This is a genomic window from Campylobacter majalis (genome assembly GCF_905120465.1).
Classification (GTDB): Bacteria; Campylobacterota; Campylobacteria; order Campylobacterales; family Campylobacteraceae; genus Campylobacter_A; species Campylobacter_A majalis.
This window is the reverse complement of the sequence record NZ_CAJHOF010000004.1, coordinates 75,407-88,469: the sequence shown is the minus strand read 5'-3', so window position 1 is coordinate 88,469 and position 13,063 is coordinate 75,407. Positions and strand designations below refer to the sequence as shown.

Sequence of the window (13,063 nt, the reverse complement as noted above, 5' to 3'; positions counted from 1 at the left end):
AAAACTTTTTTCATTTGTCAAGAAATCCTATAAATTTTTATAATTTCGCCAGATTTTATGTCTGAAATTTCACATTCAGTTAATAAAATAGCGTTTGATTTCATAAGTGGCGTAATCATGCCTGAGCCGTAGTTGTTTTCATTATAAATATAAAATTTGCCATCTTTATAATTTCCTAAAACCACATTTTGTCTGCCTGATTTTACCTTTATGTCATTTTGTAATATTGCTTGAAATTTTTCATGTTCTTTGTTGTTTAAAAATGGTAAAACAACAAAAAAAGTCATTAAAAATGCCGCCATTGGGTTACCAGGCAAGATAAAAACAATTTTTTTATCTTTCACATATGCTTTTGTTGGTGCACCAGGACGTATTTTGATATGATCGAAAATTTCACTATACCCAAGAGCAAGAAGAGCCTTTTTCATATAGTCTGCTTCGCCCTTACTTGCTCCACCAGAACATATAATAACGTCGTAATTTTGTGCGTTTGATATTGATTTTATGGTTTGATTTAGATCATCTTTAATAATTCCAAGATACGAACTTTTGTAATTTTGGCTTAAAAGCAGGGCGGCTATACCTCCAGAATTTGCATTATATATCTTATCATCATTTGCGTAATTCCACGGCTCACGCACTTCGTCTCCACTAGAAAAAATTGCAATTTTTGGGCGTGATTTAACGTTTATGTGGGTTATTCCTTGAGCATTTAGCATCATAATGTGTGCTGGGGTTAGGGTAGTGTGCTTGGCTATTAAAATATCATTTATTTTTACTTCTTCGCCTTTTAATCTATGTGCGTCACCCTTTTTAAATGCTTTTATCGGATAAATTTTGCCATTTTTAATCTCAGAATCTTCAAGACGTAGCACAGTATCTGCACCAAGCGGAAATTTAGCCCCTGTCATTATTTTTACACATTCGTTTTCTTTTATGCTTAGCTGCGTCTTATCCCCTGCAAAGCTTTCGCCAATTACTACGTAGCCATCTTCTTGTTTGTCGTATTTTATTGCATATCCATCCAAGGCTGAGTTGTCAAAACACGGTAAGTCTTTAACCGCCAAGATATCATCTACGCAAACCCTACCAAGTGCTTTTGATACGCTTATATATTCATTTGATAAAGATATAGTCTCATCCATAAGTTTGTTTAATGCCTCGCTTACACTCACTGCTCTTCCTTTAATCTTGTAATATCTGCACCTATGGCTTGAAATTTTTGCTCTAAATTTTCATATCCACGATCAAGATGATATATGCGATGAATTCTACTCTCGCCATTTGCAACAAGTGCTGCTAGTATTAGTGCCGAACTTGCCCTAAGATCGGTTGCCATGACATCTGCTGCATTTAGTTGCTTGCCTCCATTTACACTAGCGATGTGACCATTTAAGCGGATATCAGCACCCATGCGAAGCAATTCAGAAACATGCATAAATCTATTTTCAAACAATCTTTCATCTATCGTGCTAACGCCTTGAGCAACAAGTGACAATGCCATAAACTGTGCTTGCATATCAGTTGGAAAGCCTGGATATTCAGTCGTCACTATATCGCATGGTTTGATTTTTTGTGCTGGTAGTATTGTGATATCGTTGTTTGAAATTTCAAAACCAAATCCCATACTTTCAAGCTTGTGAATAACGGCTTGTAGATGCTTTGCTTGAGCATTTTTTATTGTAATTTTTGAGTTTGTGATAGCACCAGCACACAGATATGTCCCTGCCTCGATGCGATCTGGTATGACGCTAAAGCTTTTTATTTTAAGTAGATTTTTATCAGTTCCATGCACAATAAGCTCATCTGTGCCTATACCTTCTATTTTGACACCAGAATCTGCTAAAATTTCGCACAATTGCACGACTTCTGGTTCTTTGGCTGCATTTATGATATGCGTTGTGCCACGTGCTAGTGCCGCTGCCATCACGATATTTTCAGTGCCTGTTACTGTTATTTTGTCAAAAACTATCTTTGCACCACTTAAGCCATTGGGTACTGTAGCCACGACATAGCCGTCTTTTATCTGTATTGTTGCTCCCATTTTTTCTAATGCACTTAAATGCAAATCAATCGGGCGTTGTCCAATTGCACAGCCACCTGGCAAACTAACCTCACAATGCCCAAAACGAGCAAGGAGGGGACCTAAGACAAGTATTGAAGCCCTCATTTTGCGTACTATATCGTAATTAGCCATGGTTGAATGCACTTTACTTGTGTCGATATTTAATTCATTCTCGTTTATAAACTCAACTTTTGCACCTAAATTTTGTAGTAATTTTGCTAACGTTTTTATATCTGCTACGTTTGGTATATTGTTTAAATTTACGCTATTTTTTGCAAGCAACGTCATAGCAATTAGTGGCAAGGCGGCGTTTTTTGCTCCGCTTATTTTTACTTCGCCTTTTAGTTTTTTATTGCCATTGATTTTTAGATAATACATCTTTTACCTTTTGTTTTAAAATGGCAACGATTATAGTCGTTTTTTGCTTAGAAATCAAAATTTTGCTAAAATAACGGCTTTTGATTGGAGAGGTATGAAAGGCAAAATTTTACTCACATTATTAATAGGAAGTTTTTTTACTGGATGTTTTTATAAAACGCATGAAATTTTAAACAAGCAGCAACAATATGGAGTGGATTTTGGTAGAGATTTTGGTGAGATCGCACCAGAGCCAGTAAGACCAAATCAAACATACACAAACGATACACAAGATAGCAAGTTAATAAGCCAATTTGCAGTATTTGATAGATATATTGGGAAAAAAACTGGCAAAGATTGCTCTGGTTTTATTTTGCATGTTAATAAAGAACTTGATGGCAAAATTCTTAACGTAAATGAGATAGTAAAACATTACGATAAAAGCGGACGTCGCTCAAAAGCCATGTTTAATATGTTTAAAAAAAGCAACAAACTAATCATGACAAATACAGCTTCAGTCGGCGATTTGGTATTTTTTGCTAATACCTTAGGAAGCGGTGTTAAAAAAAATAAAGACAAAGAAAATATTACTCATGTTGGTATTGTCACAAAAGTAAATAAAAATGGTTCGATTGAGTTTTTGCATAATGCAGATGGCAAGGTCAAAAAAGGATACATGGATTTAAATCAAAAAAATACTCACAAAAAAGGCAATTTAATAATCAATCACTATATCGTAAGATGCAAAAAAGGCATGTCTCATTGTCTTGCTTCACATAGGTTTGCTGGATTTGGTAAAACGGAGATAAGATAGTGTTTTTTGATAAAATTTTACAAATCATAAATGAGAGTGATGTTAATAAAAAATTTTTAAATTTCAAAGAATTTTATGCAGATTTTAAGAGCAATAAAAATATAAACTTTAGCAGAAAAACAAAAGCAAATGAGCTTGTTGCTCCATGCTATGCTAAATTTTGTAATGTTGTAAGTATGCGAAATTTAAACAAAAAAATACCAAAAGAGCAAAAACAGCTGCATTTTATACATTCTGTAGCACATATAGAATTTAGTGCTATAGATATTGCACTTGATGAATGCTATAGATTTAGTGATATGCCACGTGAGTATTATGAGGATTGGCTAGAGGTTGCTGATGATGAAATACGCCATTGGACTTGATGCAAATGCTCATATTATCACAAAACTAAAGGCACAAAATGACAATCCAAAGCTCATAAAGGCACTTGAGATTATTTTAGATGAAGAAGTTTCGCACGTAAAAAAAGGGTGATAGATGGTATAAATATGCATGCAATAGTGAAGGCGTTGATGATAAAGAGTATATTAAAATCATACAAACACTATACCCAAACTCGTTTAAAACCGCACGCGAACTAAATGAAACAGATAGGCTAAAGGCTGGTTTTAGTAAAGACGAAATACTAATGATAAAGCAGATAGCAAAAATATGAAAAATATATACTTAATGCGTCATGCAAAAGCCCAAACAATAGATAAAAATGGCAAAAAACTAAGCAAACAAGGCATAAGTGATGTCAAGATAATGGCTGATGTTTTGAGTCTAAAAAAATGCAACCCAAGCATAATATATACAAGCGACAATATTTGTTGCAAAGAGACTGCAGAGCAGCTGATTTTGGCTATGAATTTAAAAAAATGCGAGATTAAGCCCATAAATACGCTTTTTGATGAAAATATGATTTGTGTGCTAAAAAAATGCGAAATTTTAAATATTTTAAAAAAATCAAAACATGATTCAATCATGATAATACTTAAAAGTAGCGATATAGTAGGGCTTTGCGAATGTTTATGCGAGGTGGCAGTGCAAGGCATTTTAAGTGGTGGGGTTTGCTCTGTCTGGATAAATAACGATAATAAAACTGAATTAAAATACTACGAATACCCAAAAAAATATAGAAAACAATTAAATCATTAAAATATTAAAACTCTTTTATTTACACCGTTTTGCACTATTTCTTTGTTCTGTGTTTTTAAGCATTCATAAAACATGCCTTCATCTTTAGAGAAAAGTTTATGTAAAAATAAATTTTAATGACTAAAGAGTGTGGTATTAAAAAGTAACGAGCAAAGCTTGGTTTTGTTTTAAATCAGGGCAGTGCTAATTAGTAAAAATTAAATAAATATAAATTCAAGTATTTTTTAAAAATATATTAAAAAATACTGTATGTAAAAATTAAAGTAAAATTATACTTGAAATCTTGCAGATAAAAATAAGTAAATTTATATGGATAAATACTTTTCACACAAAAAGTAAAATCAATCAAATATCGATTTTACCGCTATATCTAATGACATAAATAGAGTATTGGTGTGATTAAATATATAAATGTGAAAATTATAGTTTTCAATATAAAATATATAAAATAGTTTGTATTTTACTTTTTATCATAAAATTTGAACTTGATTTTGTGATTTTGTAAAAATATTTATGAGATTTTAGTGTGATGCAATTTTTGATTTAAATGAGTTTTGATTTAAACAAGACAGTTTCATTTTCAAACAAAACATCAACTGAAATATTTTTATCTTCTGATTGAAAGATTATGATTTGACTTTTCATACTGCACTTTCTAAATCCGCTACGATTTTATCGATTTGCGAACGCAAAATTTGCTGATTTTTCACAATAGCTAAAATTTGTAAATTTAGCTCTTTTATGTCGATTTTTTCGCTTTTATCTTCTTGTTCGACATAGCTTGAAACAGAGAGATTATAATCATTTTCTTTGATTTGTGCAATTTCTACTTTGCGGCTAAAAAACTGCTCCTCTTTTCGCTCTTTGTAAATTTGCATAATTTTATCAATATTATTTGGCGTGAGTTTGTTGTTGTTTGTGGATTTTTCAAATTCGTTTTGAGCATTGATAAAAAGGACATTTCCACAGCTTCCGTTTGTTTTGTTTTTTTTCAATACTAAGATATTTGTTTGGATAGAAGTGCCAAAAAATAGATTTTGCGGTAAATTTATAATGCAATCTACAAAATCATTTTCTACTAAATATTTGCGAATTTTCTGCTCTGCCCCACTTCGATACATGGTGCCTGGAAACATAACTATTGCAGCGGTGCCGTTGTTAGCAAGATGATAAAGTGCATGCATAACAAATGCTAAATCAGCTTTGCTTTTGGGAGCTAGGATTCCGGCTGGGCTAAATCTAGCATCGTTTATTAAAATCGGATCGTCATCGCCTTTCCATTTGATAGAATACGGCGGATTTGAAACAATGGCTTGGAATTTCTTATCGCTGTGATAAGCGTGCAATAATGTATCTGCGTGAATAATGTCAAATTTATCAAATTCAAGCCCATGCAAAAACATATTCATACGGCATAGATTATAAGTCGTAAGCTCGATTTCTTGTCCGTAAAACGCCCCTACTTTGTCCTTGCCAAGCACTTTTATGGCTTTTAAAAGAAGTGAGCCAGATCCACAAGCTGGATCATAAATATTGTTTAATTTGTCTTTTTTGTTTGCAACGATTTTTGTTAGAAGTTCGCTAACTTCTTGCGGTGTGAAAAACTCTCCACCACTTTTACCTGCGTTACTTGCATACATAGTCATCAAAAACTCGTAAGCATCGCCAAAAGCGTCTATTTTGTTATCTTTAAAATCAAAATTCATTTTTGCAACTTCGATTAAAATGTCGGCTAATTTTTCATTTCTGGCGATAACTGTTGTGCCTAGCTTTTTGCTATTTATATCAAAATCATCAAAAAGCCCACTCAAATCATTTTCACTTTGGCTACCTTTGGCTGAATTTTCAATATTTTTAAATATGCTTTCAAGTTTTTCGTTTAAATTTTCTTTCATTTGATATGCATTTTTTGCGACATTTTCAAAAAGTTCGCTTGGATACATAAAAAAGCCGATTTCCTTGATAAATTGTGTTTTGTTGTTTTGTGGCATTTGTTTGATTTTTTCATCATCTAAATTTGCATAATTCTCTATGCCTTGATAGCGTTCGTTTATATAGTTTCTAAATTTTTCAGATATAAAACGATAAAAAAGTGTTCCTAAAACATATTGTTTAAAATCCCAACCTGTAACGCTTCCGCGAAGTTTATTAGCGATATTCCAAATGGTTTTGTGAATTTCATCTCGTTGCTTTTGACTTTGTTGCATTTTGTGTTTCCTGTTTAAATTTTATTTATTATAAATATCATTTTGATGTATTTATAGGTATTGTTTTGTGTAATTTTATATTTTTAAATTTAAATTTGTTTTATTATTTTAAATTTTATAACATTACATATATTTCAATCATAAATACACAATAAGCTTAAATTTACCCCAATAAGGGGTAAATTTATTGCTTGAAGTCGTTTGATGTGATGATGAGATCTTTTTCGTTTAGATATTTGTTAGCTAAAGCTTTTATGTCATCATTTGTGATGCTTTTTAGTGTGTCTTCATACCATTTTTTGTCAAATAAGTCATTTTCATATATGAAGTGGCTTATTAAATTTCTCATCCAAAACTCACTAGAAATAAGGCTTTTTGGTAGTTGCACAAGACTTGCTTGTTTGAAATTGTCGATGTGTATTTCTGTGCTGCCCTGCTCTTTTAGAGTTTTGATTATACGCTTGATTTCGCTTATTATTTCATCTTTGGCATCAGGTGAGCATGTAAAGCTTATGCTTGCACTTGCGTGTTCGTATGGGTGCTTATTTAGCATTATATTTGTGCCAAAACCATAAGTTTGCCCTTTTTCTTCGCGTATATTTTCGCGCAACATCGCTTTAAGCACTGCGTTTAAGGCACGAATTTTTAAGTTGTCTGTTTTTGAGTATTTTGCATTTTCATTTTTAAAATTTATCACGACATCGCTTCTTTTTGATGTTTGATACTCTCTGCTAAACTCATGCACACCATTTAACGTCCTTACGCCATCATCTTTGAAATTTTCGCCCCCTGCTTTGCTTGGTAGCGTGGCTATATATTTTTCAATCAATGGCTCGATGTTTTCGCTTTTAAAATCACCTACAATAAAAAATGTATAATTAGCCGCATTTGTAAATTTCTCATCTACTATCTTGCGAAGAGTTGAAATTTCAAGTGCGTTTATATCGTCTTGAGTGACCTCTTTCATCCTTGGATGATCGTTATATATAAATTTTACAAGCTCTTTGTTATATTTGTATTCTGGTAGTTCTTTGCTTTTTTTAAGTCCATCTATTGCTCTTATTTTCATACGACTTAGCACATTTTCATCTAGGCGTGGAGAGTTAAACTCTAAATTTATAGCGTGTAACAAATAGACAAAATCATCTGTGCTTGATGAGCCAAAGTATCCTTGTGAGAGCTGCTCTATGCGTTTTTCATAGCTTACAACTTTGCCACTTAGTATGCGTGATATGTCATAGTTGTCAAACTCCCCTGCACCGCTTTGATTTGATAAATTTGTCGCATATACGCCAGTTCGTGGGATGTCTAGTGTCGATACTCCACCTCTTGATATAGCCTGAAATAATATATTGTTTTTTGTAGCATTTAACTCTTTTGTTACGACTTTGGCACCATTTGGCAAGGTATAGACGTTTATGTCTTGCTCTTTTATATACTCTTTTTTAACGATTTTTTTAGGTTTAATATCTTCGCTGACTAGCGTTTTAGGTAGCTTTTTGCCGCTTTCGTTTGTATTAAAGGCTACTGCATTTTTGGCTATATTTTTATACTCATCTTCGCTGATTTTTATGCCCTTTGCGCTCATTATGCTTACTTGATTTGCATCTAAATTTATAATGCGTTCAAACTCAGCCTTTACATCATCAAGCGTTATCTCATTTAGCTGTTTTTTGCTAAGTTCATACAAGTCCTCATCGCTTAAAATCGTTGATTTGCTCTCTAAAGTGGCGACAATAGCTTCGGCTAAATTTTTAGATTTTTTATCTTTTGAGTTTTTATATCTTGCTTTTATTGATGATAAAAATGTTTTTTTGGCATTTTCAAAATCATCTTGACTAAATCCATGCTCTTTTACACCCTTTATAATGCCCTGTATTTCGCTTATAGAGCGGTTAAAATCATCATTTACAACACTTGAGCTAAATGTGTAAAATGTCATTTGATTAACAACTGTTGGCCTAGAAAAGCCAACGCTTGTTAGTGTTTTAGCGTCATTTGTCCGCTTCTCATAATAAGCCCTTATAAGGCTTGAAATATATGAGTTAAGCAGTATTTTTTTAGCTACGGCTTGGTTTGTGCGTGGCTCGTATTTGTCTATATATACGACATTTACGCTGTTTGTTGCTGTTTCGTTTGTATCGTAATTGTATAGCGAAAAGCCTTTTTGTATAGGTATGGTTTTATCAGGAGATTGATAGTCGTTTGTGTTTTTTGCTGATGAAAAATATTGTTTTACCATAGCTTGTATTTTTTTCTCGTCAAAGTCTCCAACTGCTACAAATTTCATATTTCTAGGTTGATAAGTCCTATCATAAAACCCTTTAATTGTATCGACATCAACGTTTCTTATGATATCCATATCGCCAATTGGCATTTTGTTATCATAAATGCTATCTTTGTATAAATTTTGAGCTTGCATTACAAAAAGTCTGCGTTGTGGGGTATTTCGTTGTCTCTCTTCTGCCATGATAACTCCACGCTCTTTTTCTAGCTCGTTTTCATCAAAGCTTACGCCATCTATCCAGTTATTAAACACCATAAATACGCTTTTTAAATTCTCATCATTTATTTTAATTTCTAAGTTATAGCTTGTTCTATCGTATCCAGTTTGTGCGTTTAAATCCGCTCCAAAACGCACCCCAAGCCCCTCTAGTGTCTTAATGAGCTCATTTTTATCAAAATCACGGCTTCCATTAAATGCCATGTGTTCAACAAAGTGAGCCAAACCACGTTCATTTGGTAGCTCATCGGTTGATCCAGCATTAACAATAAGATAAAAATGTCCCATGCCCTTTGGCTTGGTATTTTGCTTAATAAAATACTCCAGGCCATTTTCAAGCACCCCATGTGTCATGTTTTGATCTTGTCTAAGTGCAAATGCACTAACGCAAATCGCTATTAATAGTATAATTTTTTTCATGCTTTTTCCTTGAAAAATATCGTGCTAATTAATCCATATAGACCAAATATCACAACAACAGCTGTGCCGTAGATATCGCGTTGCGAGTTAAATTTAAGTCTATATGCAAAATATAATATTGCCATTAAAATAGATAAGCAAAAGCCTATTTTGCTAAAATTTACAAACTCAAATTTATAAAAATAACTAGGTTGTGAAATTTTAAGCTCAAATGGCAAAAAGTATGCCTTGATGTATCTTTTGCTTTGTAATTTATCTAGTTTAAAGTCATTTTCATTTATCTTTGCGTAGTTTAAATCCATAACTTTTGTGTAGATATTATCTTTTGTAGTTATTGTGACAATTTTATCTACTGGCGAGATATTAAAATTTAAATTTGCATTAAAAGGATCGTATTGGCTTAAGTTTAGATCAATTATATTGTAATCATAATCAATCAGTCCAGTATCATTTTTTGTGACAATTAAACCATAAAATTCACGCCTTAAATCCTCGCTAATAATGATATTGATAATATCTGGCTTAATTATATTTGTATATTTTAAGATAAGCTTGCCATCAATCTGCTTTAAATGATAGATTTTATCATCGTTATCTACTATAAATGCACCCTCGTCAAATGCCTTTCTGATGCTTGGATTTGTAAAATACTGTTTTGCTGGATAAGCAAAATTTAATCCCTTAAGCTCATCATTTAATTTTTCTGTTTTTTCTAAATTGATACTATTTGTCAAAAGATCAATCACTTGGATATTTTGCAAATCAAATCTAAAAACAAATGGCATATACTCCATCATATCAAATTCGCTCTTTGTATTAATAAGTGTGTATAGTGGTATATAGCTTATTTTATTTGATATGGCACGAAGCGATAAATACTGTATGTTTTGACGTATTAGTCTTGGATTTTGTGCGTAGTGGCTAAATTTTTGTGGGAATTTGTTATTTTGAATTAGCATCGTATAGTAACTAAATGGAAGCAATTCATAATATCTTGCCTCGTCTATAATCTCGCCTGTTTTTAGTATTTCGTATCTTGACTCTCTTGTGTCTTTAAGTGTGGTTGATTTTATAAAATCATCAATAACGGCTGAGTATCTTACTTTTTGTGTATCTCTTTTCTCGCTAAGTCCCAAATTTATAAAATGCGGTATAAAATAGCTAAAAACCAACGAGGTAAATATCATAATAATTAAATTTGTAATTTTCATTTTATATAACCCCTTTTGTAGTTTTTAAGCGAATAAAGTAGCGTCATTGCACCAAACACAACCCATAGTGCAAAATAGCACCATACTATCTCATTTAGATAGTAGTATGAGCTGTTGCCAACATCTGGATTTAACTTAAAATATATCCAAACACATATCACTCCAATGAACAATATCCCAATCGCTCTTTTGTTGTTTGGTTCAACCATCATGCTTTGAGCAACAAAATAAAGCCCTACGCTAAAGATGATATTGTTAATTAGTGTTATTAAAAGTGCATTTGAAATTTCAATCGGAAAAAACTTAGTAAATACTAAAAAAAGAGCTAAAATTTCAAAAATATAAACAAAAAGCAAAAAGCAAAGAGGCACTAATGTGAGCAACATAATGTTTTTGCTATAGCTTTGCGGAAAGTGTAGTTGTAAGCGAATTCTTGCATTTTGTCTTTCGTAAAACATCGATAAAATAGCAATAATAACTGCAAATAATAAATTTAACTCATCAAGATGGTTATAGCTAAATACCTTGTTATACATTAATTGAAGAGTGTAAGATGTGATTGAAAATTTATCAATACTATCTGATAAATCAAAATATATCCACGCCACACAATAAATCGCAGAAATAGCAAAAACATAAAAACCTAAACGAAATTTTGCAAATTCTTTATAAATAAAATATCTCATTAGTATCTCCCAACCAAGCCCAAAAATGCATCTTCAAAATCGAGTTTAAGCTCTCTAGCACCAGCAATAGGCTCATCATAAAAACCAAAAATGTGATTTTCATCTTTTAGCGACAGCGAAGTCTCGGTGCCTTTTATATTTGTGATATCTATACTTTTATCTAGTGCATATCCTTTAAAATTTTGCATAAAATTATCCAAGCTTGACACATATGGGGCTTTATCTTTGCGTATTACGACTATATCGTCTATAAGATGAACTAAATCAGAAACTAAATGCGATGTTAAAAGCACGCTTTTGTCTTTGTTTTTGATAAAATCAGCCAAATACTCAACAAACAATCTTCTATAGCCAGTATCAAGTCCGATAGCATAATCATCTAGTATAAGCAGCTCAGGATCTTGAGCAAATATCAGTCCAAGCACTACTTGCGAACGCTGACCACATGAGAGAGTGTGTAGTTTTTGGTTATTGCTTACACCCATTTTTGATATTAGCTCATAGTATAATTCGCGTTTCCAGCGACCTTTATAGTGAGCTGCGTATAATCTTTCAACCTCTTTTATCGTTAAAAAATCATAACAAACATGCCCCTCATAAAGCAGTCCGATTTTTGCTTTGGTTTGATTGTCTAAGTCATTTGAGTTTTGGTTATAAATTTTGCAACTACCACTGCTTGGTTTTAAAAATCCCATTAAAATATTTATCGTGGTGCTTTTGCCAACCCCATTTTTACCTAGCAGTCCGACAACCTTGCCTTTTTGCACATTAAAGCTTAATCCTTCGTATATCTTTTTATTTCCGTAGTGGTGAGTTAAATTTTTACACTCAATTATATTCATGCTACTCCTTGATTAAATATCTTTTAAATTAAAATTAATAGCAACTTTAAACTGTTTTCCTATCGCTTCAACTGGAAAATCCTTAACTGCCTTGTTTAAAATTATCTCTGCGTGTCTATCTAAAAACTCAGAACCACTTGACTTAACCACGCGTAAATACTCAAAGCTTGATTGACTAATTGCCTTAAATTCAACATAAACTTTACCTTGTGATTTTGCTTTAATTGCACGTTTGGGATATGTTTTATGCTTTAAAATAGCGGCATATATCTCGCCTAAAATAGTTCTTGCTGATGCTTGATTTTCTGCTTCGCTCTTACCTGATTGTATTGTGCCACCACTTTGAATGTTTTGATTTTGTGCAGTTGATGCTGATGATGCTGCGACTGTTGTTTTTGGCACGTCTTCTTGAGATTGCTTGTTTTGTTCTATTTTTTCAGGTTCTTGTGTAGGAATTTTAACAACTTTTTTAGGATTTTGTTGTGATTTTATTTTTTCTACTGGTTTTTTTATCGGCTTTGGTGCTTGTATCTTTTTTTGCTCTACTTGAGTTAGTATCTCATCGCTTTTTATCTCTTTGACCGTTGATTGCTGTGTTGCTTGCATACTTTCGGATGATTGTTTTTGGCTTATTTGATTTAAATTTATAGCCATTGTTTTTGTGTGTGTTGGCTCTTGCGCCATTAAAGTATCTGGCTTATTTTTTGTAAAAACTCCAAAAACAAATCCAAGTATTACAGCATGAAATATAAATGAAATAATAAAAGATATGACATTACCGGCAAAATTTTGTTTTTCCATATGTTTCCTGTGAT

Annotated in this window: 10 protein-coding genes and 1 pseudogene; 3 read left to right on the top strand and 8 right to left on the bottom strand. The window is 32.4% G+C overall.

What is annotated here, in order from left to right:
- Positions 1-17: 17 nt before the first annotated feature.
- Entirely contained in the window at positions 18-1,175 is a 1,158-nt protein-coding gene (locus LQU93_RS03020; protein WP_229932416.1) for a molybdopterin molybdotransferase MoeA, read from the bottom strand.
- Complete coding sequence (gene murA / locus LQU93_RS03015) at positions 1,172-2,443, bottom strand: UDP-N-acetylglucosamine 1-carboxyvinyltransferase (RefSeq protein ID WP_229932415.1); 1,272 nt, start codon at positions 2,441-2,443, stop codon at positions 1,172-1,174. Before murA ends, LQU93_RS03020 begins: the two co-directional genes overlap by 4 nt.
- Positions 2,444-2,537: 94 nt before the next feature.
- On the opposite strand from murA, the gene LQU93_RS03010 reads away from it, so the two are divergent.
- The 3 genes and pseudogenes from LQU93_RS03010 to LQU93_RS03000 all read left to right on the top strand — a co-directional run bounded on the left by LQU93_RS03010 (position 2,538) and on the right by LQU93_RS03000 (position 4,379).
- The gene (locus LQU93_RS03010; RefSeq protein WP_229932414.1) at positions 2,538-3,236 is read left to right on the top strand and encodes an NlpC/P60 family protein; all 699 of its coding nucleotides are present in this window, start codon (positions 2,538-2,540) and stop codon (positions 3,234-3,236) included.
- Positions 3,236-3,713 (top strand): annotated as a pseudogene (locus LQU93_RS03005) (DUF455 family protein). The gene LQU93_RS03010 and the pseudogene LQU93_RS03005 overlap by 1 nt, the downstream one beginning before the upstream one ends.
- 177 nt (positions 3,714-3,890) lie before the next feature.
- Complete coding sequence (locus LQU93_RS03000) at positions 3,891-4,379, top strand: hypothetical protein (protein ID WP_229932413.1); 489 nt, start codon at positions 3,891-3,893, stop codon at positions 4,377-4,379.
- 641 nt (positions 4,380-5,020) lie between these two features.
- Here the strand turns inward: LQU93_RS03000 and LQU93_RS02995 are convergent.
- The 6 genes from LQU93_RS02995 to LQU93_RS02970 all read right to left on the bottom strand — a co-directional run bounded on the left by LQU93_RS02995 (position 5,021) and on the right by LQU93_RS02970 (position 13,049).
- Entirely contained in the window at positions 5,021-6,586 is a 1,566-nt protein-coding gene (locus tag LQU93_RS02995; RefSeq protein WP_229932412.1) for a type I restriction-modification system subunit M, read from the bottom strand.
- A 184-nt stretch (positions 6,587-6,770) separates the two neighbouring features.
- Entirely contained in the window at positions 6,771-9,509 is a 2,739-nt protein-coding gene (locus tag LQU93_RS02990) for a M16 family metallopeptidase (RefSeq protein ID WP_229932411.1), read from the bottom strand.
- The gene (locus LQU93_RS02985; protein ID WP_229932410.1) at positions 9,506-10,720 is read right to left on the bottom strand and encodes a DUF4857 domain-containing protein; all 1,215 of its coding nucleotides are present in this window, start codon (positions 10,718-10,720) and stop codon (positions 9,506-9,508) included. Before LQU93_RS02985 ends, LQU93_RS02990 begins: the two co-directional genes overlap by 4 nt.
- Complete coding sequence (locus tag LQU93_RS02980) at positions 10,717-11,406, bottom strand: hypothetical protein (protein ID WP_229932409.1); 690 nt, start codon at positions 11,404-11,406, stop codon at positions 10,717-10,719. The genes LQU93_RS02985 and LQU93_RS02980 overlap by 4 nt, the downstream gene beginning before the upstream one ends.
- Positions 11,406-12,248 (bottom strand): ATP-binding cassette domain-containing protein, encoded by an 843-nt coding sequence (locus tag LQU93_RS02975; RefSeq protein WP_229932408.1) that lies wholly within the window; start codon positions 12,246-12,248, stop codon positions 11,406-11,408. The genes LQU93_RS02980 and LQU93_RS02975 overlap by 1 nt, the downstream gene beginning before the upstream one ends.
- 12 nt (positions 12,249-12,260) lie before the next feature.
- Complete coding sequence (locus LQU93_RS02970; protein ID WP_229932407.1) at positions 12,261-13,049, bottom strand: energy transducer TonB; 789 nt, start codon at positions 13,047-13,049, stop codon at positions 12,261-12,263.
- Between the last annotated feature and the right edge of the window lie 14 nt (positions 13,050-13,063).